Source organism: Parageobacillus galactosidasius, assembly GCF_002217735.1.
GTDB lineage: Bacteria > Bacillota > Bacilli > Bacillales > Anoxybacillaceae > Parageobacillus_B > Parageobacillus_B toebii.
Genome location: NZ_NDYL01000001.1, coordinates 1,329,715 through 1,353,351 on the forward strand (window position 1 = coordinate 1,329,715; position 23,637 = coordinate 1,353,351).

23 protein-coding genes are annotated in these 23,637 nt (G+C 39.1%); 21 read left to right on the forward strand and 2 right to left on the reverse strand.

From position 1 onward, the window contains the following. Position 1 precedes the first annotated feature (1 nt). Genes B9L23_RS06985 through B9L23_RS06995 form a run of 3 tightly spaced genes read left to right on the forward strand, consistent with a single transcriptional unit; the run spans position 2 to position 3,695 of the window. Entirely contained in the window at positions 2-1,621 is a 1,620-nt protein-coding gene (locus B9L23_RS06985) for a long-chain fatty acid--CoA ligase (RefSeq protein WP_081188997.1), read from the forward strand. Positions 1,622-1,676: 55 nt separating this feature from the next. Beyond that, positions 1,677-2,528: a 3-hydroxyacyl-CoA dehydrogenase family protein gene (locus B9L23_RS06990; RefSeq protein ID WP_089097105.1), complete on the forward strand. Its 852-nt coding sequence runs from the start codon at positions 1,677-1,679 to the stop codon at positions 2,526-2,528. 18 nt (positions 2,529-2,546) lie between these two features. Next, on the forward strand, positions 2,547-3,695 hold the full coding sequence (locus B9L23_RS06995) for a thiolase family protein (protein WP_089097106.1): 1,149 nt from the start codon (positions 2,547-2,549) through the stop codon (positions 3,693-3,695). 33 nt (positions 3,696-3,728) lie between these two features. Here the strand turns inward: B9L23_RS06995 and B9L23_RS07000 are convergent, their stop codons facing one another. Next, positions 3,729-4,349, reverse strand: coding sequence for a trimeric intracellular cation channel family protein (locus tag B9L23_RS07000; protein WP_089097107.1), 621 nt, complete (start codon positions 4,347-4,349; stop codon positions 3,729-3,731). A gap of 181 nt (positions 4,350-4,530) precedes the next feature. Between B9L23_RS07000 and hflX the strand changes: the two genes are divergently transcribed. The 4 genes from hflX (at position 4,531) to glnA (ending at position 8,929) form a co-directional block, all read left to right on the forward strand. Beyond that, positions 4,531-5,778, forward strand: a complete 1,248-nt coding sequence (gene hflX / locus B9L23_RS07005; protein WP_089097108.1) for a GTPase HflX — start codon at positions 4,531-4,533, stop codon at positions 5,776-5,778. Positions 5,779-5,794: 16 nt separating this feature from the next. Further along, a complete protein-coding gene (locus B9L23_RS07010; protein WP_081189002.1) occupies positions 5,795-7,063 on the forward strand; it encodes a methionine gamma-lyase family protein in 1,269 nt (422 codons plus the stop codon). Positions 7,064-7,137: 74 nt separating this feature from the next. Continuing rightward, on the forward strand, positions 7,138-7,551 hold the full coding sequence (locus B9L23_RS07015; protein ID WP_062753276.1) for a MerR family transcriptional regulator: 414 nt from the start codon (positions 7,138-7,140) through the stop codon (positions 7,549-7,551). Between the two features lie 43 nt (positions 7,552-7,594). Next, a complete protein-coding gene (glnA, locus tag B9L23_RS07020; RefSeq protein ID WP_081189003.1) occupies positions 7,595-8,929 on the forward strand; it encodes a type I glutamate--ammonia ligase in 1,335 nt (444 codons plus the stop codon). 53 nt (positions 8,930-8,982) lie between these two features. On the opposite strand, the gene lexA is transcribed toward glnA, so the two are convergent. Continuing rightward, complete coding sequence (lexA, locus tag B9L23_RS07025; RefSeq protein WP_062753273.1) at positions 8,983-9,606, reverse strand: transcriptional repressor LexA; 624 nt, start codon at positions 9,604-9,606, stop codon at positions 8,983-8,985. Positions 9,607-9,758: 152 nt separating this feature from the next. Between lexA and yneA the strand changes: the two genes are divergently transcribed. From yneA to B9L23_RS07095, 14 genes are all read left to right on the forward strand, one after another. Next, positions 9,759-10,064 carry a cell division suppressor protein YneA gene (gene yneA / locus B9L23_RS07030; RefSeq protein ID WP_081189004.1) on the forward strand — a complete coding sequence of 102 codons (306 nt, stop codon included), beginning with the start codon at positions 9,759-9,761 and terminating at the stop codon, positions 10,062-10,064. A gap of 18 nt (positions 10,065-10,082) precedes the next feature. After that, entirely contained in the window at positions 10,083-10,736 is a 654-nt protein-coding gene (locus B9L23_RS07035; RefSeq protein WP_089097109.1) for a YneB family resolvase-like protein, read from the forward strand. Between the two features lie 206 nt (positions 10,737-10,942). Further along, positions 10,943-11,173 (forward strand): DUF896 domain-containing protein, encoded by a 231-nt coding sequence (locus B9L23_RS07040; RefSeq protein ID WP_089097110.1) that lies wholly within the window; start codon positions 10,943-10,945, stop codon positions 11,171-11,173. A 127-nt stretch (positions 11,174-11,300) separates the two neighbouring features. Beyond that, positions 11,301-13,307, forward strand: coding sequence for a transketolase (gene tkt, locus B9L23_RS07045; RefSeq protein ID WP_089097111.1), 2,007 nt, complete (start codon positions 11,301-11,303; stop codon positions 13,305-13,307). A gap of 156 nt (positions 13,308-13,463) precedes the next feature. Beyond that, complete coding sequence (gene sirA, locus B9L23_RS07050) at positions 13,464-13,901, forward strand: sporulation inhibitor of replication protein SirA (protein ID WP_015863567.1); 438 nt, start codon at positions 13,464-13,466, stop codon at positions 13,899-13,901. A gap of 87 nt (positions 13,902-13,988) precedes the next feature. Then, a complete protein-coding gene (locus tag B9L23_RS07055; protein ID WP_015863568.1) occupies positions 13,989-14,201 on the forward strand; it encodes a YneF family protein in 213 nt (70 codons plus the stop codon). 181 nt (positions 14,202-14,382) lie between these two features. After that, positions 14,383-15,291 (forward strand): tyrosine-type recombinase/integrase, encoded by a 909-nt coding sequence (locus tag B9L23_RS07060; protein WP_089097112.1) that lies wholly within the window; start codon positions 14,383-14,385, stop codon positions 15,289-15,291. Between the two features lie 43 nt (positions 15,292-15,334). Continuing rightward, on the forward strand, positions 15,335-15,517 hold the full coding sequence (locus B9L23_RS07065) for a hypothetical protein (RefSeq protein WP_042410822.1): 183 nt from the start codon (positions 15,335-15,337) through the stop codon (positions 15,515-15,517). A gap of 924 nt (positions 15,518-16,441) precedes the next feature. Next, positions 16,442-17,332, forward strand: coding sequence for a DUF6414 family protein (locus B9L23_RS07075; RefSeq protein ID WP_042410826.1), 891 nt, complete (start codon positions 16,442-16,444; stop codon positions 17,330-17,332). A 41-nt stretch (positions 17,333-17,373) separates the two neighbouring features. Further along, positions 17,374-18,363, forward strand: a complete 990-nt coding sequence (locus B9L23_RS07080) for a hypothetical protein (protein WP_089097114.1) — start codon at positions 17,374-17,376, stop codon at positions 18,361-18,363. Between the two features lie 511 nt (positions 18,364-18,874). Continuing rightward, positions 18,875-19,696, forward strand: a complete 822-nt coding sequence (locus B9L23_RS07085; protein WP_089097115.1) for a hypothetical protein — start codon at positions 18,875-18,877, stop codon at positions 19,694-19,696. A gap of 115 nt (positions 19,697-19,811) precedes the next feature. Beyond that, positions 19,812-19,973: a hypothetical protein gene (locus B9L23_RS20360; protein ID WP_169712521.1), complete on the forward strand. Its 162-nt coding sequence runs from the start codon at positions 19,812-19,814 to the stop codon at positions 19,971-19,973. Between the two features lie 48 nt (positions 19,974-20,021). Beyond that, on the forward strand, positions 20,022-22,007 hold the full coding sequence (locus B9L23_RS07090; RefSeq protein WP_089097116.1) for a hypothetical protein: 1,986 nt from the start codon (positions 20,022-20,024) through the stop codon (positions 22,005-22,007). 560 nt (positions 22,008-22,567) lie between these two features. Continuing rightward, entirely contained in the window at positions 22,568-23,512 is a 945-nt protein-coding gene (locus B9L23_RS07095) for a site-specific integrase (protein WP_169712522.1), read from the forward strand. The last annotated feature ends 125 nt before the right edge of the window (positions 23,513-23,637 follow it).

Sequence of the window (23,637 nt, forward strand, 5' to 3'; positions counted from 1 at the left end):
AATGATGAAAGTGCCATTAAACATTTCGATGATGTTAGAAAGAGCGGAAATGTTCTTTCCGGCTAAACAAGTCGTTTCCCGCATGAAACGTGGCATTGTCCGCCATACATATAAAGAAATCGGTGAGCGGACAAGAAGGCTTGCCAGCGTATTGACAAGTTTGGGTGTTTCCGTCGGCGACCGCGTCGGGACGTTTGCCTGGAATCATCATCGTCATCTGGAAGCGTATTTTGCGATACCAGGAATCGGCGCGGTGCTGCATACGATTAATATCCGTCTGTCGCCGCAGCATATTGCCTATATTATTAATCATGCTGACGACCGTGTATTGTTAATCGACGATGATTTGCTTCCAGCGATTGAAGCAGTGAAAGACAATATTCCAAACGTACGTGCTTTTATCATTATGACGGATGAAGCGGAACTTCCAGAAACAACGCTTTCTCCTGTTTACCATTATGAAAAATTATTGGAACAAGGAGATCCGAAATTTCCGTTTAAAAAAGATCTAGATGAATACGAGCCGGCTGGAATGTGTTATACATCAGCAACAACTGGAAATCCAAAAGGGGTTGTGTATACGCATCGCAGCACGGTACTGCACAGCATGGCGCTTGGATTAGCAGATACACTAGGATTATCGGAAAAAGACGTAGCGATGCCGGTCGTACCGATGTTCCATGTCAATGCATGGGGCATTCCATTTGCAGCGACATGGTTTGGTACTACATTAGTTATGCCTGGACCGGCATTTACGCCGAAAGTATTGGCAGAATTAATTGAAACAGAAAAAGTGACCGTGACTGCGGGAGTGCCGACTATTTGGCTCGGTTTGTTGCAAGAATTAGAAAAAGGAAACTATGATGTAAGCAGTTTAACGCGGATCGTATGCGGCGGTTCGGCGGCGCCAAAAGGAGTGATCCGCGCGTTTGAAGAAAAATACAATATCCCGTTTATCCACGCCTATGGCATGACAGAAACAAGCCCGCTCGTTCTAGTATCGCGTCTAAAAAGCTATCAGCAAGACTTATCTTATGAGGAGCAATTAGAATTGCGCGCAAAACAAGGAATTCTTGTCCCGGGTTTGGAAATGAAAGTGATTGGCAAGGACGGGGAGGTGCGCTGGGACGGAAAAGAAATGGGCGAGCTATGTTTGCGCGGTCCGTGGATTGCGGCGGAATATTATAATGACGACCGGACAAGAGAGGCGTTCCGTGACGGATGGCTGCATACAGGGGATGTCGTCAATGTCGATGAAGAAGGGTTTGTCAAAATTGTGGACCGCACGAAAGATGTGATTAAAAGCGGTGGAGAGTGGATTTCTTCCGTTGATTTAGAAAATGCGTTAATGGCGCATGAAGCGGTGTTTGAAGCGGCAGTTGTCGCTGTGCCGCATCCGAAATGGCAAGAACGCCCGATTGCATGTGTCGTTTTAAAAGAAGGAAAAACGGTGACGAAAGAAGAGCTTTATGACTTTTTGCGGCCGCAGTTTACAAAATGGTGGCTGCCGGATGACATTGTCTTTATGAAAGAAATACCAAAAACGAGCGTCGGAAAATTTTTAAAACGGAAGCTGCGTGAGGAGCTGCAAAACTATTATTCTAGTAAGAATTCTCAATAACAAATGATGTGCCATAAACGAGCGATAGACTTGAACTTTGAATGGAGGAGACGTTATGGCAAAGACGATTGCAGTGGTTGGTGCTGGATTAATGGGAAGCGGCATTGCCCAGTCGGTAGCGATGGCGAAAAAAAGCGTCCGTTTATACGATATTTCCGAAGCGGCCCTTGAGAAAGGGATTGCTTTGATTCAAAAAAGCTTGTCCCGGTTTGTAAAAGCGGGAAAATTAACCGAACAAGATGCGCAGCAAACGTTGCAGCGCATTCGCACTGGCACTGATTTGCAAGAAGTGGTAGAGGGGGCGGATGTCGTCATTGAAGCGGTGCCGGAAGATTTATCGTTAAAGAAAGACGTATTTCAGAAGTTAGACCGTTATACGAAACGGGAGGCCATCTTAGCAACGAACACATCAGAATTAAGCGTGACAGCAATTGCCGCGGCGACGACAAGACCGGATAAAGTGATCGGCATGCATTGGTTTAATCCAGCCCCTGTTATGAAGCTGATTGAAATCGTTAAAGGAGAGACGACATCCGAAGAGACGGTAGCAGTTATTCAACAGTTGTCCGAAGAAATCGGCAAAGAAACGGTTATTGTCAAAGACCGACAAGGGTTTTTCACGACAAGAGCGATTGCCGCACATATGATCGAGTGCATCCGCATGTATGAAGAAGGAGTCGCATCCGCCGAGGATATTGATAAAGCGGTTCGTCTTGGATTGAACTATCCGATGGGGCCGTTGGAGCTAGCCGATATGGTCGGATTAGACACAATGCTGTTTGTTAGCGAAAATTTAACCGAAGCTTACGGAGACCGTTTCCGGGCGCCGCAAATTTTGCGCAAGCTGGTGGAAGCAGGACATTTAGGAAGAAAAACAGGAAAAGGATTTTATACGTACAACGAATAGACGAAAGGAGGAAAGGCGATGAGAGAAGTTGTCATTGTCGAAGCCGTGCGCACGCCAGTCGGCAAGCGAAACGGCGTGTTCCGCAACGCACATCCCGTTCATTTAGCGTCAACGGTGCTCAATGAAGTCGTAAAAAGAGCTGGAATCGAAAAACGGCTTGTCGAAGATATTGTGATGGGATGTGTCACGCCCATTGCAGAGCAAGGATACAATATTGGGCGGCTTGCTGCGCTGGAGGCGGGATTTCCAATCGAAGTGCCAGCCGTGCAAATCAATCGGATGTGCGGGTCAGGGCAGCAGGCAATTCATTTTGCTGCCCAAGAAATTCGCTCTGGCGATATGGATATTACGATTGCTGCCGGCGTCGAAAGCATGACGAAGGTGCCGATTTTAAGCGATGGAAACGAAAAAACGATTCCGCCGTCGCTGCATGAAAAATATGAATTTGTTCATCAAGGCATTTCCGCGGAATTAATCGCCGAAAAGTACGGGCTGACGCGCGAGCAGCTGGACGCATATGCATACGAAAGCCATCAACGCGCGATTCGGGCGCAAGAACAAGGAATATTTGATCAAGAAATCGTGCCTGTGGAAGGTTTGGATAAAGAAGGGAACGCCATAATGGTAACAAAAGATGAAGGGCCGCGTCGGGATACATCGCCAGAAGCGCTCGCTTCACTGCAGCCTGTCTTTCGTGAAAATGGAAAAATTACAGCAGGCAATGCGAGCCAAATGAGCGACGGGGCAGCTGCGGTGCTGTTGATGGAAAGAGAAACAGCATGGAAGCTTGGCGTAACGCCAAAAGCGAAGATCATCGCGCAAACAGTCGTCGGCTCCGATCCGACATATATGCTTGACGGCGTTATTCCAGCAACAAAAAAGGTGCTTCAAAAAGCGGGGTTAACGATTGATGATATCGACTTAATCGAAATTAACGAAGCGTTTGCCCCTGTTGTATTAGCGTGGCAAAAAGAAATTGGCGCTCCGCTTTCCAAAGTGAACGTAAACGGCGGCGCCATCGCGCTCGGCCACCCGTTAGGAGCGACCGGAGCGAAATTAATGACATCGCTTGTTTACGAACTCGAGCGGCGAAATGGCAAATATGGATTGCTGACGATTTGCATCGGTCACGGGATGGCTACGGCAACGATTATCGAACGATTGTAACAAAAACCGGCGCTATGAATGCGCCGGTTCTTTTCATGACTGATCCATCGATTGATTCCGCAATGAACGGTGCGGAAGTTTCCAATTATACGTGTACGATAAAATTCTTAAAAACGTGACAACAACGAACAATATATAAAGCTCGACAGGGGTGGAGGCAAGTTTTGTTCCGACCGCTATGCCGGCGACAATCGCCCATGCCGCGTAAATCTCCGAGCGGAGCACTAGCGGTTTTCTGCCGGCAAGGATGTCGCGGACAATGCCGCCGCCGCTGCCTGTGAGCACCGCGGCAACAATCACCGCGCTTAACGGATGATTCATTTTTACAGCATAAAGCGCTCCTTGAATCGCAAACGCCGAAAGGCCGAGCGCATCAAAAAAATTTCCCCATCGTTTCCAATGTGTCAATGTTTTTTGCGGAAATAAATAAACAATGGTCATGGCCAATAACGCGATAAGAAACAACGTTCCTTGCTCCCATAACGCCGATACCGGGACACCGATTAGCAAATTGCGAATGGCGCCGCCGCCAAATGCGGTAACGATGCCAAGAATATAGACGCCAAGTAAATCATACTCTTCTTCCATCGCGACAATCGCGCCGCTAATCGCAAAGGCAATCGTGCCAATGATGCTTAACACTTCCCATGTCATACGTGCATCCCTTTCATTCTCGTTGTACGGTAACATTGTACGGTGATATAAATGGAAAATCAATCCTTCAAACTACATTCGATATGATGACAAGCTGTATGCTCGTTATAATAGCGATTTGCGGCAAGATTTGTTATGATGGATGCAGGTTGAGTTACGCTGATGGAAAGAAGGTGCTACATTGAACGAACGTGAAAAAGTGATTTTAGTCGGATGTCAACTTCCCCATATCGATGATGAACGGTTTTTTTATTCCATGGAAGAATTAGCGTCGCTAGTGCATACCGCAAACGGCGAAGTCATCATGACCGTTACGCAAAAGCGGGAAGCGATCCATCCAGCGACATATATCGGAAAAGGAAAAGTAGAAGAACTTGCTCACCTTGTCGAACAATTAGAGACAGATGTCGTTATTTTTAATGATGAATTATCACCGAGTCAAAACCGCAACTTGTCAAGGCAGCTATCCGTACGCATTATTGACCGGACACAGCTTATTTTAGATATATTCGCGCAACGCGCACGTTCCAAAGAAGGAAAACTGCAAGTAGAGCTTGCGCAATTGCAATATTTATTGCCGCGTTTAAGCGGACAAGGAACGGAGTTGTCTCGCCTTGGCGGCGGGATCGGAACAAGAGGGCCGGGGGAAACAAAGTTAGAAACGGACCGCCGGCACATTTATCGGCGCATCAATGAAATTAAAACACAATTGAAAATGGTTGCCGAGCATCGCGAGCGATACCGGGAACGCCGCAAAAAAAATCGCGTTTTTCAAATTTCCCTTGTCGGTTATACGAACGCGGGAAAATCGACGCTGTTTAATCGCTTGACTGATGCGGATTCATTCGAAGAAAATTTATTGTTTGCCACCCTCGACCCGCTGACGAGAAAAATAACACTTCCAAGCGGCTATACCGCGCTCTTAACGGATACGGTCGGCTTTATTCAAGATTTGCCGACAACGTTAGTAGCGGCGTTTCGTTCCACGCTCGAGGAGGTAAAAGAAGCAGACTTAATTTTGCACATTGTTGATTCATCGAATCCAGATTATTACAATCATGAACAGACGGTTTACGAATTGCTTGATGAGCTGGGTGTCTCGGCCATTCCGATCGTTACCATCTACAACAAACGGGATATTGCCCATCGTAACTTTGTGCCAAGTACAAAAACAGATGCAATCATCATCAGCGCTTTTGACGCGCACGATTTACACAGGCTGCGGCAATTTATTGAAGAGACGATGATGAAGCAAATGGTTCATTATCATGTATCGATTCCGAGCAATGAGGGGAGACTGCTTGCTCAGTTAAAAGCGGAAACGATTTTACGTGAGTTGCATTATAATGAAGAAAGCGGTATGTATGAATGTAAAGGCTATATAATGCCAAAACATCCGTTATATGGACAATTGCAACAATATCAATAATAGAAAGGGTCATCATATGTTCACACAGTTACGACATGGAGAAAAAATCGCTGCACTTGTGAAAGAAATCGAAGCACAAATTGCACCAATCCACAAAGAAATTGATGAACGGATCGATATCAATCAATATCGGGTATTAGAAAGTTTTCGGCGTCATAAAGTGAGTGACAGCCATTTCATTCCATCAACAGGGTATGGATATGATGACATCGGCCGCGATACGCTCGAACAAATATATGCGGACGTATTCGGAGCTGAAGCGGGGATTGTCCGTCCGCAAATTATTTCAGGAACACATGCGATTTCCATTGCTTTATTCGGCATTCTCAGGCCAGGTGATGAGCTGCTTTATATTACCGGAAACCCATATGATACGTTAGAAGAAATTGTTGGCATTCGCGGCAGCGGTGTCGGCTCATTAAAGGAATTTCATATTCATTATCAAAGCGTGCCGCTGACAACAGAAGGCCGCGTTGACTTTGATGCCGTCAAAAACGCGATTAATGAGCGGACAAAAATGATCGGCATTCAGCGTTCGAGAGGATATGCTACGCGGCCATCATTTACGATTGAAGAAATAAGCGAAATGATCTCGTTTGTAAAAGCGATCAAGCCGGATGTCGTTGTCTTCGTCGACAATTGTTATGGCGAATTTGTCGAAGAAAAAGAACCATGCCACGTTGGTGCAGACTTAATGGCGGGATCGCTGATTAAAAATCCCGGCGGAGGACTTGCGAAAACGGGAGGATATATCGTTGGAAAAAAACAATATGTGCAGGCATGCTCGTATCGCATGACCTCTCCGGGCATCGGCGCCGAAGCAGGCCCTACTTTATATAGCTTACATGAAATGTATCAAGGGTTTTTCTTAGCTCCTCATATCGTTGGCCAAGCGTTAAAAGGAGCGGTTTTTACAGCGGCGATGCTTGAGCGAATTGGTTTAAACACGCAGCCGTCTTGGGATGCGAAGCGGACGGATTTAGTTCAGTCAGTACAATTTGAGGATCCGGAACAAATGATCGCGTTTTGCCAAGCGATACAATTTTCCTCTCCGGTAAACGCACATTTTACTCCGTACCCAAGCTATATGCCCGGCTATGAAGACGACGTCATTATGGCGGCAGGAACGTTTATTCAAGGAGCGAGCATTGAATTAACTGCGGACGGTCCGATTCGGCCTCCATATGTTGCTTATGTACAAGGAGGATTAACGTACTCTCATGTGAAAATCGCTATTTGTACGGCGATTGATCAGTTAATGGAAAAACAATTACTTTCTTTGTAAGGAAATCTAACATTTCATTGACATGTATTCTAACGTGATGTAAAATAAATTATCATAAGCGAGGAGGAATTGGCATGAATAGCAACATTCGTCGTTCCATGCCATTGTTTCCGATTGGGATAGTGATGCAATTAACAGAATTGTCTGCTCGTCAAATCCGTTATTACGAGGAGCATGGCCTTGTTTCTCCAGCGCGTACAGAAGGGAATCGCCGTTTATTTTCACTAAACGATATCGATCGCCTTCTTGAAATTAAAGACCTGATTGATCAAGGAGTAAACTTGGCTGGCATCAAGCAAATTTTTGCAGCGCGACAATCGGATAAGAATAAAGAACAAACAGAAAAAGTGGAAAAAATGGAAAAAATGGTGAACCAAAGATTATCCGATGAGGAATTGCGTGAAATTTTGCGAACGGAACTCATGCAAGCAGGCCGATTTCATCGTGCATCACTACGCCAAGGAGATCTCGCTCGCTTCTTTCATTAATAATCGTTCTTCATAAAATTGGGAGCCGGGGAGGAGTTTAGAAATGGCAAAGTACACAAGAGAAGATATTATGCGCATCGTCAAAGAAGAAAACGTCAAGTATATCCGTCTGCAATTTACCGATATTCTTGGCACCGTCAAAAACGTAGAAATTCCAATCAGCCAGCTAGAAAAAGCACTAGACAACAAAATGATGTTCGACGGTTCATCGATCGAAGGATTTGTCCGTATCGAAGAATCGGATATGTACTTATATCCTGATTTAGATACGTTCGTTATTTTCCCATGGACGGCGGAAAAAGGAAAAGTAGCCCGCTTTATTTGTGACATCTATAAGGCTGATGGTACTCCGTTTGAAGGGTGTCCGCGCTATAACTTAAAGCGGATGTTAAAAGAGATGGAAGCGCTCGGATTTACCGCTTTCAATCTAGGTGCAGAGCCAGAATTCTTCCTGTTTAAACTCGATGAAAATGGGCGTCCCACCCTTGAATTGAACGACCAAGGCGGTTATTTTGACTTGGCGCCAACCGATTTAGGAGAAAACTGTCGTCGTGATATCGTTCTTGAATTAGAAGAAATGGGATTTGAAATTGAAGCTTCGCACCATGAAGTGGCGCCTGGCCAGCACGAAATTGACTTTAAATACGCCGATGCGGTAAAAGCGTGCGACGATATTCAAACATTTAAGCTTGTTGTCAAAACCATTGCACGCAAACACGGTCTTCATGCAACATTTATGCCGAAACCGATCTTCGGCATTAACGGTTCTGGAATGCACTGCAATTTATCTTTATTTAGAAATAATGAAAACGCGTTTTTCGATCCAAATGGCGACTTGCAATTAAGCGATACGGCGCGTCAATTTATTGCCGGTGTGCTGAAACATGCGCCAAACTTTACGGCGGTGACAAACCCAACGGTGAACTCATACAAACGTCTTGTTCCTGGATATGAAGCGCCATGTTATGTTGCATGGTCCGCTCGCAACCGCAGCCCGCTGATCCGTATTCCATCTTCACGTGGAATGAGCACGCGCATTGAGGTGCGCAACGTGGATCCATCGGCCAACCCTTATTTAGCAATGGCAGTATTGTTAGCAGCTGGACTAGACGGAATTAAAAACAAATTAACTCCTCCGGCTCCAGTGGACCGCAACATTTACGTGATGACAAAAGAAGAACGCCTAGAAGAAGGAATTGTTGACTTGCCAGCGACATTGGCGGAAGCGCTCGAAAACTTAAAATCGGACGAAGTAATCGTTCAAGCGCTCGGAAAACATTTATTCGAACATTTCGTCGAAGCGAAAGAAATCGAATGGGATATGTTCCGAACTGCTGTTCATCAATGGGAACGCGATCAATATATGGAACTCTATTAAAAGGCAAAAGGCTATCTCGCTTCATGCGAGATAGCCTTTGTTTGTATAAATGCTTAGTGAATGACGCGATAGACGCCGATTACTTTGCCGAGAATCGTACAATCGCGGACGATAATTGGTTCTAAATTAGAGTTTTCCGGCTGCAGGCGAATATGATCTTTCTCTTTAAAAAACCGCTTTACCGTCGCCTCATTGTCTTCTGTCATTGCCACAACGATATCTCCGTTATCCGCGGATTGCTGTTGGCGCACAATCACATAATCTCCATCTAAAATACCTGCTTCAATCATGCTGTCTCCCATCACTTCAAGCATAAAAACGTGATCTCCCGATGAAACGAGCCGCTTCGGCAGCGGAAAATAATCTTCAATGTTTTCAATGGCTGTAATCGGCTGACCGGCTGTCACTTTGCCAATGATCGGCACGGAGATGACATCGTCTGTTTGATTGGAAGCAGAAAAATCTGCATCCAAAATTTCAATAGCTCGCGGCTTTGTTGGATCGCGGCGAATATATCCTTTGCTTTCGAGCCGTGCTAAATGCCCGTGTACGGTGGAGCTGGAAGCAAGTCCGACCGCCTCGCCGATTTCGCGGACAGAAGGAGGGTAGCCTTTTGTTTTTACCTCTTTTTTAATAAAATCCAAAATTTGCTGTTGCCGCTTTGATAGTTTCGTCATCCTACACACCTCTTACCACATCATTTGTTTACATTATAGCATGCAGGCATTAAAAAAACAAACATAAGTTCGAAATTTATATTGACACAAACAAATGTTCTTCATTATAATGAGGATAAAACCGAACAAATATTCTTAAGGGGTGGGATAACATGAAACGCATGTTTGTGCATTATATTATTTTTTCGGCGCTCTTATTGATGGTAATTGGGGGATTTTTATATGCGAACAAACCGCTCGAAAAAGACAAATATATGGAAATTACGGTCGCATCGGGAGACACGCTATGGAAGCTGGCAAAGGAATATGAAGAACAACATCAACTTTCGACAACGGAATTTATTAACTGGGTGATCGATGTCAATCATTTGTCAAGCCAGCGAATTGTCGCCGGTGAAAAAATCGTTATTCCTGTGTTAAAATCAAAAGAAGACAAATCGTTAGTCGTCAGCAAATAAAATCATGGAGTGGTTAAAGTGAAAGCGGTTATTTACTGTCGTGTCAGCACAGATAAAGGAGAGCAGGAGACATCGCTGGAACGCCAAAGAGAAGAACTGGAGCTTCTTGCAGAAAAGCACGGCTTTGAAGTAGTGAAAGTCATTATGGAACAAGCAAGCGGCTATGAAGTAGACAGAGACGGTGTGTTTGACTTGCTTTCCACATTGAAAGAGCAGCGGATTGATGCGCTTCTTATTCAAGATGAAACAAGATTGGGACGCGGCCATGCAAGAATCGCACTTCTCCACTGCATTCAAAAAGAGGGAGTAAAAATATATACGATCACCCATAACGGTGAAATGCATCTATCAGAGGCGGATTCGATGGTATTAAACATTCTTAGCATCGTCGAAGAGTATCAGCGGAAAATACATAATTTAAAAATTAAGCGCGGAATGAGGCGGGCGATTGAGCAGGGGTACCGGCCTGAGCAAAATTTAAAGCACATTGGCGAAAATGCTGGGAGGGAGCGAATCGATCTCCCTGTTGAAGAAATCGTCCGCCTGCGCCATAACGGTTTGACGTTTGCGGAAATTGCTGCGACATTGCGCGGGTTTGGTTACGATGTTTCGAAAGCGACCGTTCACCGCCGCTATCGAGAATATGTGGATTCTCATTCATCGTCCATATGAAAGCATCGTTAATAAACAATCTTTTTCGTTGCTTTTTTATATAAAGATGCATCCGTTCTTCGTTTGCGGCGGATCTTTTTGCATTCATGGATTTTGAACGTCTTATCAAAATATGCCCAAGCGTGTGATGAAGCAAGATAGTTGCGATTTCTATTTATGTCCTATAAGATGAGAGCGTAACAATACAATAATAGGTGGAGGCAAACATGTTATCAAAGCAAAAAATGGCACGAATTAACGAGTTGGCCAAAAAGGCGAAATCATCTGGTTTAACAAAGGAAGAAGCGCTTGAACAGCAGCAGCTTCGCCGCGAATACATCCAAGTGTTTCGCAAAGCGATGGAGGATATGTTGCATTCCGTAACGGTTATCGATCCCAATGGCAATGATGTGACACCAAAAAAATTAAAAGAAAGTCAAAAAAGCCGGTTTCATTAAAAGGCAAAAGAAAGCATCTTAAACATAAAGATGCTTTCTTTTATATTAACTAAAGAAATAAGTTGTACATTTCCTTTCATTTTCTATATGATAGAATTGACACTACGTTGATGAAAGGATGAAAAACATGACGCACACAATCGAAGAATTAGCGATTACGACGATTCGAACATTGTCGATTGATGCCATCGAGAAAGCGAAATCGGGTCATCCAGGAATGCCGATGGGAGCGGCACCGATGGCATATACACTTTGGACGAAATTTATGAATCACAATCCAAGCAATCCGAAATGGTTTAACCGCGACAGATTCGTGTTATCCGCAGGGCATGGATCGATGCTGTTATACAGCCTGCTTCATTTAAGCGGTTACGATGTTTCCATGGAAGATATTAAACAATTCCGTCAATGGGGCAGCAAAACGCCAGGACATCCAGAATATGGTCATACACCAGGGGTAGAAGCAACGACTGGTCCGCTCGGCCAGGGGATTGCGATGGCCGTTGGTATGGCAATGGCAGAGCGCCATTTAGCAGCTACATATAACCGGGAAAATTTTGAAATTATAAACCACTACACATATGCGATTTGCGGAGATGGCGACTTAATGGAAGGGGTTGCATCTGAAGCAGCGTCATTAGCTGGACATTTAAAACTCGGCCGCCTTATCGTTCTTTATGACTCGAACGATATTTCGCTTGACGGAGAATTAAACCTTTCCTTTTCTGAAAGTGTAGAACAACGATTTAAAGCATACGGCTGGCAATATTTGCGCGTAGAAGATGGAAATAATATTGAGGAAATCGCTAAAGCCATTGAAGAAGCGAAAGCGGACACGACTCGTCCGACATTGATTGAAGTGAAAACGACCATTGGCTACGGTTCGCCAAATAAAGCTGGAACATCTAACGTACACGGCGCTCCGCTTGGGGCGGAAGAGTTAAAACTTACGAAAGAAGCGTATAAATGGACATTTGAAGAAGATTTTTACGTTCCGCAAGAAGTATATGATCACTTCCGTCAAGTAGTAAAAGAAGCGGGAGAGAAAAAAGAAGCGGAATGGAATGAACTATTTGCCCAATACGAAAAAGCGTATCCGGATTTGGCGAAACAATTGAAATTAGCGATGAACGGAGAACTTCCAGAAGGATGGGAAAAAGCTCTTCCGGTATATGAAGAAGGAAAAAGCCTGGCAACGCGCGCATCTTCTGGAGAAGTGCTAAACGCAATTGCTAAAGCGGTTCCGCAATTGATCGGCGGTTCAGCTGACCTTGCAAGTTCCAATAAAACATTAATTAAAGGCGCCGGAAACTTTACGCCAGAAAGCTATGAAGGGCGAAACATTTGGTTTGGCGTGCGTGAATTTGCGATGGGCGCAGCAATGAACGGAATGGCATTACATGGCGGTTTAAAAGTATTCGGCGGTACGTTCTTTGTTTTCTCTGATTATTTGCGTCCTGCCATCCGCCTCGCTGCATTAATGGGCTTGCCAGTGACGTACGTTCTTACGCATGACAGCATCGCTGTTGGCGAAGACGGGCCGACGCATGAGCCGATCGAGCATTTGCCATCGCTGCGCGCGATGCCGAATTTATCAGTCATTCGCCCGGCTGATGCGAATGAAACGGCGGCTGCATGGCGTTTAGCCGTAGAGTCAACCGATCAACCGACCGCATTAGTGTTAACGCGGCAAAATGTCCCAACATTGCCGAATACGGCAGAACGGGCATACGAAGGCGTGAAAAAAGGTGCTTATGTCCTATCTGAGGCGAAAAACGGCAATCCAGAAGCATTATTGCTTGCGTCTGGATCTGAGGTAAGCCTTGCGGTGAAAGCACAACAAGCATTAGCGGAAGAAGGCATTCACGTTTCTGTCATCAGCATGCCATCATGGGATCGTTTTGAAAAACAACCGGATGAGTATAAACAACAAGTGCTTCCGCGTACAGTGAAAAAACGTTTAGCGATTGAAATGGCAGCTTCGCTCGGCTGGGAGCGTTATGTCGGTGATGAAGGCGATATTTTAGCCATCGACCGCTTCGGAGCTTCCGCACCAGGAGAAAAAATCATGGAAGAGTACGGATTTACAGTAGAAAATGTGGTCAAACGAGTAAAAGCATTGCTTGGCAAATAACAAGAAAAAGCTGTCTTCGCCTTTTTTGGTGAAGACAGCTTTTGTTATGTGAAAAATCGACAATGTTAGCAAAAAAATTTTCCGTTAATAGACATATTTTTCCCTTTTGTTTTCTTATAATAGAAATAAACGAATAGAAGGAACGGGGGATGGGAAATGGTACGCTATTGGATTTATTTGCTAAATGAAGAAGTGGCAAGCTATTATCGCGATCGTACGGAAAAGATTGTCGGACTATTGCGTGAGCATCAATGCGCGAAAGCGCCGTTGAAAAGCATTTGCCGAAAACAAGTCGAATTTATTACCGAACGGTTATCGTTTTCCCGATTGGAATTAGGATTGAAACAATATTTTGCCGGCAGCGTCGGCAAAAATTTAGAGCGAAATATGTTTATATTGAAAAATGAAATCGGGGATGAAGCGCTGCTTATCGTGCAAAAGCGCCGCCTGCTTCTCGTCACCGACAGTTCATCGATCGCTGACGATATTTGCCGCGCGCTTGCGCAAATTTCCCCTTCTTTTTTAGCGGTCGGCGCCGATTTTGACGACTATGGTTGGCTGACTCCGTTGATGGACGGAAGAAAATTTGCGTAAATAAAAGATTTTTGTAAGGAAATATTGTATAATACCACATGGTTTAGTACACTGTTAGATAGACAACACGAAGGAGGAAGTAATAGTATGTGGACAACGATTCTCGTTGGTGTTCTAGCGCTTATTGCAGGAACAGCGCTAGGATTTTTCATTGCCCGTAAAACGATGATGAACTATTTAAAGAAAAACCCGCCAATTAATGAACAAATGATTCGGATGATGATGATGCAAATGGGGATGACACCATCCCAGAAAAAAATTAATCAAATGATGAAAATGATGAACAATCAGCTAAAATAAATGAAACGTTGATTTGATAAGGGTTTTCATATATTTGAAACAGAATCACCACAAATAATGAAATCAAAAAAGTGTTGAATAGTGAATTTTTCTCCGTTTTGATTTCATTGTTAAAAGGTGAATCTTTCTAAAAAATCATCCTATTCGTTGAAAGATTAATCAACGAAAGGGGATGATTTTTTTGTTGCTTGAGGACATTTTAGAAGAATATGACTATTTTTGCATTTCAAAAGGATTCACAAGAAAAACAATCATTAACAAGCGCCAAGAGTTGAAACAGTTTAAGCGGTTCATCACTGAAAAGCGTGGAATTGTTGAACTAGAAAGTATCACTACACACGATATTAAAGCGTACATGCGATACAAGCAGAAATCGGGCTTAAAACCGCAATCAATTGTATCTATGATGAAAATGATTCGAGCGTTTTTTTCTTGGTGTGAAAAAGAGGAATATATCAAAGAAAATATAGCGAAAAAAGTTGAATTACCGCGCGTACCGAAAAAAATACTGAAGGGTTTCACGACAGAAGAAGTTACAAAGATGATTCATTCGTTTAGTTATAAAAACTATTTTGAAGCAAGAAATAAAGCGATCATAGCGATGCTTGCAGATACTGGATTACGTGCATTTGAAATAAGAGGTCTCGAAGCAAAAAACGTCAAAGAAAATACAATCCTTGTCAATGGCAAAGGCAATAAAGAGCGATATATATTCATCAGCCCTGCATTGAAAAAAATTTTGATTCGATACGAGCGGATACGAAAAGAATATTTCAAAGACAAAAACGTGAATGAAAAATACTACTTTCTTTCGTACAAAGGCGATCAAATTTCACATGTCGGGCTAGGAAATATCGTGAAAGAAGCAGGAGAACGTGCAGGGATTCGAGATAAAAGAGTCAGTCCACATACGTTTCGCCATTTTTTTGCCGTTCAATGTATTTTGAATGGGATAGACATATATACACTTTCGAAACTGCTTGGTCACTCGGATATTTCTACAACACAAAGATATTTGCAATCGCTTGAGGATTTTCAACTTATTGAAAAAGCTATGCCATCGAGCCCGCTAATGAACATAAAAATTTAAGCGGGAGGGATGCAAAATCACGTATTGGAAGGGTAGTGATGAAATGAAAACGGTGAAACTCACAGAGCAAGAACTGGCTACATTGAAAACAGCCCTCACAATGCAAATTAAATCAATTGATAATGAAATTCGCCAATTGCAATCAAAAGGGTATATTTCTTCATCACTTCTTGAAATCAAACAGCAATACGAGCAAGCATTTGAAGTATTAAATTTTGCACAGTAAAAAAATCAGGAGTGGATACCACAAATATCCACTCCTAATGACAAATCTAAATTCACAAAATTATTCATATGTATTACTTTTATTATTATTTTTTAAATGGTAAAATTTCACTTACAAATGATTCATTTAACAGATGATTCGGAATATAAAGCGAGAGCATAAAATTCAATTGGAGCATTGTATAGAAGAAACTTGATGCTAAGTACTTGCAGATTGTTAATGATGGTGTGTAAAACAAAAGTCAAATTTTGATGGAACATTAAATAATTAATGATTTTATTTAAATAGTAAAAGGAGCATTCCTGTAATGAGGAAAAATGAGGTTTGAAACAAAAAAAGTCCCCTTGGTATGATACAGGGTGTCAAGGACTTGACCCCTAACTAATAAACCAAGGAGGACCTGATATGAATTATAACCGTATCTATCCAAAAATTTATAAATATTCAATATCTATCCTTATTTCTGATGTCTACAAAACGTCTATGTTCATGAAAATCGAAGAAATTCAAAGAAAAAACGAGAAAATCGTTATTTTATAGAGGGAGTTATGATTATGAGAGTATCAAGTATTAAAATTTATAGCAACGATGATGTTATTGAAAGAGTTAGAGTTTCTGATATATTAGAACTGTGGAGATCAAAATTGGTAAAGAAATGGTGGTTAAGCCGCTTAGTAAATTAAAGAAGAAACACCGAGATAGAAGAGGTATAATTACAAAAATTATACCTGATCAAAAATATGGGGTAAGAGCATTAATGAAGTTTACAGATACCAACAGAATTGGAAAAGTAGATGTTGTCGATTTAGATGATTTACAATAAGGGAAGTTTTTTGATGGTGGTAAAGCAGTAAAATTAGCGACATCGGTGTTAAAATGAAAGAATCCTTTTATCAGTATTTAAAATAGAAAAGGGGATAAGATATGTCAGAAACAAAAGAAATTTTACCAATAACTATTTATCTAAATCAAAAAATAGTGTTTGATTTGTTAGCTGTAATTGATGATGGTTTTTCTCAAGTAACTAAATTAAATATCTCTAATCAAGAAGGAAAAAAGAATGGAGTAGATGGTAGTGCTGAAATTGGAATAAGTAATGCATTTGGATTATTTGGAGTTAAATCAAAGATAAATGCAAGAAAAGAAAAAACACAAACAGAATCCTCTTCAAAGTCAGAAGAAAAAGTTCACACTCCAACGTCTCTTTTTGTAAAATTACTTTCTTATTTAGAAGAGAAAAACCTTGTTAAAGACATTAACAATAAAAGCGATTTAATTAATTTAAAGTCAGGAGAGTTTGTAAGATTTAATAGTACATTAGAACAAAATCCTTTAGTTTCGCTCTTAGAGTCGTTAGAACAAATAGGAGTTATGGCAATAAGATTTGAAAGTGAAAGTAAAAAGAAAAGCAAAGCTCAAAAAGAAAATCAAAATATATTAAAACAAATTAAAGGCATGAGAGAAAGTTTAACTCAACATGATATGATTGATTTAATTAGTACAATAAAAACTTCTCATGAAACAATAAAGGCAGTATTACCTGTATATATTGATTTTTTCTTTAATAGAAGTATGAATGAAATTATAGATGGAAACTATACTGTAGTGGGAAAAGTGGTAAAAGTAGTATTAGATCAAACTGATAGTATAAATTTGTTTAGAAATACAGGTTTTAAATTATTCAAACAAAATGCTTTAGAAGAAATGTTCACTTCATTTAATGATCAAGTAGATGAACAATTAGAATTACCAGAGATAATAACAAGAATTAATGAACCTGCCTTACTAGTTATTCCGATTGCAATATATTCATAACCATTTAAATGAAATTATAGTTTTATAAGGGGTAATAAAATATGTTTTTTAATAAAGATTTTTTCAATCAATTGAACCAAACTCAAAGGATGTTACAAAATATGATTAGACCTTTTCCTCAATCTATAATTGAACAGCAGAAAATGTTTTCAAAAATAATTAATCCTCCATATACATATATAAGAAAAATTATTCCTCAATCTATAATTGAACAACAGAAATTGTTTTCAAAAATAATTAATCCATATATAACAGAAATTGCAAAAAGTTTAAAAAAAATAGCTGATGGTATTAAGGAAACGGAAGAGGATATTAAAACTTTTAAAGTTGCTATAGTTGAATTAGGATATCCTCCACACGAGTCAATTGACATAAGAAAATTAAGGTATATAGTACGAGATTATAGAGATAATGGAAAAGAGCATGTAGAGAAGTATATAGATGAATTTATGCTTTCATTCTATGATAGTCAAATGTTAAATAATATTTCTTTAGAGTGGGAAGATATAGAACATATTAAAAAGAGACTTCCTTTACTGCGAAATTCTATTATGGCATATAATCAAGGAATGTATGATTTAGTCGTCCCATCTCTGTTATCTCAATTTGAGGGAATAATAGTTGATGGTTTTAGGATTAAAGGATATGTAAATGGTGCTATTATTTCGATATTACTAGATTATCTTTTACTAAAAAATCGAGATTACAATTCTTCGTTATCATTTGATGATGCTATTCATAAATATTACTCTGAAAAGATATTGGCTAGTTTTGAACATGGAGCTAGTATAAAGTCTGATGTAAGTAGAAATGCCATCTTGCATGGGGCAGATACAAATTTTGGGAAGCAGACTGTAGCTCTTAAAGTTATTTTGCTTATGGATTATATAATTAGATCAGTAGATAATTTAAAAGAAGAAACAATAATTCTTGCACAAAAAGAAATTGAAAAATACAGAAAAAGCGAAAGAAGGAAATCGAGAAATAAGCGGAAATTAGCAAAGCAAAATGCTCGAAGAAAAAAATATTAATTTAAAGATGTATTACTGTTAAAAAATTTATATACAAAGTTAAATCTAACTAAAATATTGTTTTATACAAAGAACTATAATTATATACAAAAACAGTAAAAAAGGAACTTAATGGAAATAGACAAAAAACCGATTAGACTTGCTCAAATGAGCAGGTCTTTTTTATTTTTTGAAAAATTAAAAAGGTATTGAAAAAAATTATGAGGTTGGTTATTATAATTTTACAATATTCGTTTATTCGGTTTTTATGGTAATTACATTCTTATTTTTTACTTAAAAGCAAGGTTAAATAATTAAATTACGAACATTTTTATATAAAATATATTAAATAGTACGTAAATTATTAAATGTATTGCCATGATAACATACGTTATATGGGAAATACCAAAAACTTACATTAGTGTTTTCTGAATTTAAAGGAGGTGAGAGATGTGTAAAAAGTGTAGCGGTGGAGCGGTTGTTGTTGGTCGGTGAAGTTTAGGGGATAAAAAACTAATGAAAGGATGGTTATATGAGTAAAAATGAATTAAAAATTTGTATCAAATGTAACAGAAGCAAAACAGTGGCAGAATTTTATGTATATCCTAACGGTTCGTTATATAAGGTATGCAAGGAATGTCATAAAGCTAGAGTTAAAGCTAATAGTGAAAAGGAAGCTATCGAAGCAGGACATCGAGCATATAAAGAAGGTCTGATTAAATACGAAGAAATTGAAGATGCTATTGATTTATATAAATCTTGTCGAAGCAGAATCCATTCATGCAAGTATGGTATAGGGATATATCAAAATGTAGATTGTGCTTGGGATGATCCGTATGAGTTTATGAAGGATATTTTAACGAAAAGAAATACAGGAATATCGTTTTGGGATAACCTTTGGGATGTTTGGAAGGAACAGAGACGAATCTATCTGATTACAGGAGATGAGAATGAAAAGCCCGAACTAGATAGAGTGTTTGCTCATTTAGGCATTGGCTACCAAGTCGGTACTGTTCAATGTCTCAGTGATTGGTTGAATAGAGAAGATGGAAAAAAGGTTACACCAATACGAATTAGACTCTATAAAGAAAATGAGTTAGTAAATGAAAGACATTTTGCGTACATTGACAAGGCAAAAAAATGGCTTGAATCAGAAACAAATCACAAATACAGTTGGAAAAAGATTAAAAATAACATTGATAGGGGGCGTATTTCTTTTCATGAATTTGAATTTGAAATTCATTCATTAGATTACATAATGAGAGAATATCGTAGAGAGCTTGTATTTAGTAAACTCAGTAAATGTAGATTGAGAAAAAACGATAAACGATTAAAGTTTAGATGGTCGGCTTGAAATTACATAAATTTATTTTGATTAGTACATAATTCGATTTTCTAGCTAGTTAATGAATGAATGAGAAGCGGAAACCGCTTCCGCTTCTCTAATTAATAAGCAAAAGGGTGATGATATGGATAAATCAAAATATTTCTTTTGCTATGACTTAGCATTGAAGCGAAAAATTGATAAGTACGGAATTGAATACATAACAACCGCTATTGCAAATAGTGGGAAACGGTTTTGGCTCTATGAGAAAACGGAGATGTTAGAAAAAATCTTAAATGAACGATGAACGGTTTTATAAGCACTTAATCAATAATTAAGCAGGAGGGATTTTTATATGTTAGAAAGGATTAATCGAATCAGTGAGGTTGAAAAATTTTTTTCTAATAAAGATCACTATCATAATATTCATGAACAATCATTTATTGATGTATATAACGTGATGATTGATTTTATAAATGAAAGTGTCCAACTATATGAAGAGAAAAAACAAAATGAGGAACAGAACGTGAAAGATAATCACCCATACATAGCGAAAGTGGTAAATTCGGTGATGGGACATGGTAAGAGCACAGCGGCAAGGATAATAGCAAAAGTGGCACATAAGAACAATGTTCCCTTATTATTTGTTTTTAACAATAAAAAAAACATGGATTCATTTAGAAAAGAAGTTCAGCCATTTGTTAAAAATGAATTACTTCTTATTGATTCAGATAATTTTAATGATGATCTTAAAAATATAATAAAAAATTTTAAAATTGTAGGTATCACTCAACAACGTTTTCGGGACATGGCAATTGGATATGGAGACTTTTCATTTTTTTCATATTGGAAGCCTAACATTGGATGGATAGAGCCGATGCAAAGAACAATTATTATTGATGAGATGCCGATATTTATTAATGCTGAATCGTTCGATATAGGAAAGAATGACAATTGTTTGGATTGGTATGATGAAATGGTAAAGGTGACCAATGATGAAGAATTAACAAAGTTTGATTGTGAAAGGGTTCGGGTACTGATTAATTATTTAATCTCAATGGAAATGGCAGAATCGTTTAAGCACGAATCAGAATATACGTCACTTCCAACGAAAAAGTTAATTAGACATTTAAAAGATGAACAACGAGAACTCCTGTATCATGTTTTAGGTCGTCTCAAAAAGGAGAAGGTTGAATACAAATATCAAAACAGATACCAATGGTTTTTAAAGATGCTTGAAAATGATTCGGTTGGTGTCGTGAATCGTGATGAAAAGAAAACAGTTATACTTTGCTCGAAATGGATTGAATATAGACATTTTGGAAATATCCTTGTGTTAGATGGAACAGCGGATATTGTTAGGAAAATCTATGAACATGGTGGATATGAATTGATTGAGCTTCCGAATTATCATAATTACAAAGAACGATTACGAATTTTGTTCCGTATCATTAATACTTCAAAAACAAAACGAAAAAATATCGAAACACATGAAAGCATAGCTAGTGATTTTTTAGAGATTAGAGAGAGAACTAAAGACCTAAATATAATCGCACTTCCAACGAAAGCAGATATAACAACATATGTCAAAAATGGAGTTATTACAGAGGAACAGTACAAGAAATATTTTAGCAATACTACCAAGATGGAATATGAATCAATGGCACTGAATCTACTTAATACGACAGGTCAAAATGATTTAATCAACTACAATGGTATTGGTCTACTTGCTTTACCTTTACGACATCCAACATACTACAAAATGTACGCTATTGCTATATATGGAGTTGAAAAAGATGTTTCATTACAGCATGAAAACAACAACGGTACAAATTCAATCCAATGGTTTACGGATGATGACGTACAAGAGATTTATCGGCAATTAATGTTAATGGACTTTTCGCAAATAATACATAGAATTAATATCAGATTGTTAAATGATAATCAAAAGTCTTATGTTCTTATTTACACGAATCGGGAAGGTTGGAAAGAGGAATTAGCAAAACTATATGGACTTGAAGAAATCATTTCTTTTGATTTATTTAGAAATATTAAATTCAAAAATGAATGTATAGAGAGATTTGAACATGCGAAAACAGTATTAGAAAAAGAGCCTTTCGAGAGTCAATTATCGCTTGGAAAGTTTGGTTCAAGATTTAAGAAATGGTTCAATCGACACTGGAGAGATGAAGAACGAAAAAAAATCATGATAGAAGTAGCCGAATCTATGAATCTCATAGTATATGAATATTCTAATGGATATAAAAAGATTGAACTTGTCCCATCTTTGGCATTTGGAACATTTAGAAAAAAGAAAGTGGGACAATCTCTCTCTAAATAAATAGAAAAATTGAGTCACTTTTTCAATATTGAATGATTAAGTTAGTTATAAAAGTCGGACACTTTCTCTCTAATAATATATTTATGGGCTAGCAAACGCTAGTCCATTTTTATTTATCTAATTGATAATGATTTTTGATTACATCGAGCCGAATGGGTATGTTATCGAGACGATTGTCGAGAAGTAATCGAGAAATATTAAAAATGCAGGAATCTCAAGGATTTTTTTAATGCTATTATGTTGTCGTTATTGATCATCGTAAAACGCTTATTTCTCAAGGCTTTTCGATGGTTTGAAGTCGATTTTTTAATTAGGTACAGCGGTAGAAGTATAGAAAATGCTTATTTCTCAATGGTTTTACGATAGCGGGTGCGATTGCAGAAAAAATGACTGGATTGCTCCAGTCAAACGGTGAATATATTTATCTTGCTTGACTATTTTTATCGTTACATATTTTACATTTGAATACATTATTTCTATTTTATTACTCATATTTACATAATTTCTAACGTCCGATAATATATAGTTATCGGACACTAGAAACGGAAATGAGGGATAAAATGTTAGAAGTGATTCATAATAATTTATCGCTTCAAACTTCACTTGAAGAAGTAAAAAATTTAATTGAGCAATCCAAAAGCGACAATACAAAAAAAGCATATCAAACGGATTGGAAACATTTTGAGGATTGGTGCTTACGGAATAATGTTCAATCCATGCCGGCAAAGGTTGAAACGATTTTGCTTTATTTGAATGAGTTATCAAAGCAATACAAATACAGTACGATTCGCAGAAAACTTTCGAGCATTAGTCAAGCACACGAAATAAAAGGTGCATTGAATCCGACTAGACATTATTATGTTCTAAAACTCATGCAGGGAATAGCAAAACAGAAGGGAACGAAACAAGAAGCGAAAAAAGCCATTATTCTTGATGATATTAAGAAAATGATTGATGTCATTGATACGACAAAGTTAATCGGTAAACGTGATAAAGCATTATTGCTCGTTGGTTTTGCATTAGCTTCTCGCAGATCGGAATTGGTTGCGGTTGATTTAGAGGACATTACATTTACTTCTCAAGGAATGGATATTGCGATTAAGCAAAAGAAAACAAATGAGGTCATCATGAAATCAGTTGTACGGATTGATTCAGAATATTGCCCAGTAAGAGCATTAAAGGATTGGATTGAAGCGGCAGGAATTAAAGAAGGTGCAATTTTTAGAACGATTGATCGACACGGAAATATAAAAGACCGTACAAAGGATAAAACAGTCGCTAGAGTTGTAAAGAAATATGCGGAGTTAGCAGGGCTAAATCCAAACGATTATGCAGGACATTCATTGAGAAGTGGATTAGCAACATCAGCGGCACAAGAAGGAATGAATGATACATCTATCATGAAGCAAACAGGTCATAAAACAAGAAGTATGGTTGACCGATATGTCCAAGAAGGCAACAGATACAAAAATAATGCAAGTAGCATTTTAAGAAATCTAGGGTAGCAATAAATCAGCGCTATCCTTTTATTTTTTCAATATGTTTATTGAATTTTTTATTTCAAAGTACGTTGATAATGCAATAGTGATGATGTATAAAATTTTGTGTAAAGCATTTTGCTAGACCAAAA

Excerpts from the sequence above, each read along its gene's own strand:
- sirA (WP_015863567.1), top strand. The coding sequence starts at position 13,464 with ATGGTACGCTATTGGATTTATTTGCTAAATGAAGAAGTGGCAAGCTAT.
- B9L23_RS07000 (WP_089097107.1), bottom strand. The coding sequence starts at position 4,349 with ATGACATGGGAAGTGTTAAGCATCATTGGCACGATTGCCTTTGCGATT.
- lexA (WP_062753273.1), bottom strand. The coding sequence starts at position 9,606 with ATGACGAAACTATCAAAGCGGCAACAGCAAATTTTGGATTTTATTAAA.
- B9L23_RS20360 (WP_169712521.1), top strand. The coding sequence starts at position 19,812 with ATGGATAAATCAAAATATTTCTTTTGCTATGACTTAGCATTGAAGCGA.
- B9L23_RS07095 (WP_169712522.1), top strand. The coding sequence starts at position 22,568 with ATGTTAGAAGTGATTCATAATAATTTATCGCTTCAAACTTCACTTGAA.
- B9L23_RS06985 (WP_081188997.1), top strand. The coding sequence starts at position 2 with ATGATGAAAGTGCCATTAAACATTTCGATGATGTTAGAAAGAGCGGAA.
- B9L23_RS07015 (WP_062753276.1), top strand. The coding sequence starts at position 7,138 with ATGAATAGCAACATTCGTCGTTCCATGCCATTGTTTCCGATTGGGATA.
- B9L23_RS06990 (WP_089097105.1), top strand. The coding sequence starts at position 1,677 with ATGGCAAAGACGATTGCAGTGGTTGGTGCTGGATTAATGGGAAGCGGC.
- B9L23_RS07010 (WP_081189002.1), top strand. The coding sequence starts at position 5,795 with ATGTTCACACAGTTACGACATGGAGAAAAAATCGCTGCACTTGTGAAA.
- B9L23_RS07080 (WP_089097114.1), top strand. The coding sequence starts at position 17,374 with ATGTTTTTTAATAAAGATTTTTTCAATCAATTGAACCAAACTCAAAGG.
- glnA (WP_081189003.1), top strand. The coding sequence starts at position 7,595 with ATGGCAAAGTACACAAGAGAAGATATTATGCGCATCGTCAAAGAAGAA.
- tkt (WP_089097111.1), top strand. The coding sequence starts at position 11,301 with ATGACGCACACAATCGAAGAATTAGCGATTACGACGATTCGAACATTG.
- B9L23_RS07065 (WP_042410822.1), top strand. The coding sequence starts at position 15,335 with ATGAAAACGGTGAAACTCACAGAGCAAGAACTGGCTACATTGAAAACA.
- B9L23_RS07055 (WP_015863568.1), top strand. The coding sequence starts at position 13,989 with ATGTGGACAACGATTCTCGTTGGTGTTCTAGCGCTTATTGCAGGAACA.
- B9L23_RS07040 (WP_089097110.1), top strand. The coding sequence starts at position 10,943 with ATGTTATCAAAGCAAAAAATGGCACGAATTAACGAGTTGGCCAAAAAG.
- B9L23_RS06995 (WP_089097106.1), top strand. The coding sequence starts at position 2,547 with ATGAGAGAAGTTGTCATTGTCGAAGCCGTGCGCACGCCAGTCGGCAAG.
- B9L23_RS07075 (WP_042410826.1), top strand. The coding sequence starts at position 16,442 with ATGTCAGAAACAAAAGAAATTTTACCAATAACTATTTATCTAAATCAA.
- B9L23_RS07085 (WP_089097115.1), top strand. The coding sequence starts at position 18,875 with ATGAGTAAAAATGAATTAAAAATTTGTATCAAATGTAACAGAAGCAAA.
- yneA (WP_081189004.1), top strand. The coding sequence starts at position 9,759 with ATGAAACGCATGTTTGTGCATTATATTATTTTTTCGGCGCTCTTATTG.
- B9L23_RS07090 (WP_089097116.1), top strand. The coding sequence starts at position 20,022 with ATGTTAGAAAGGATTAATCGAATCAGTGAGGTTGAAAAATTTTTTTCT.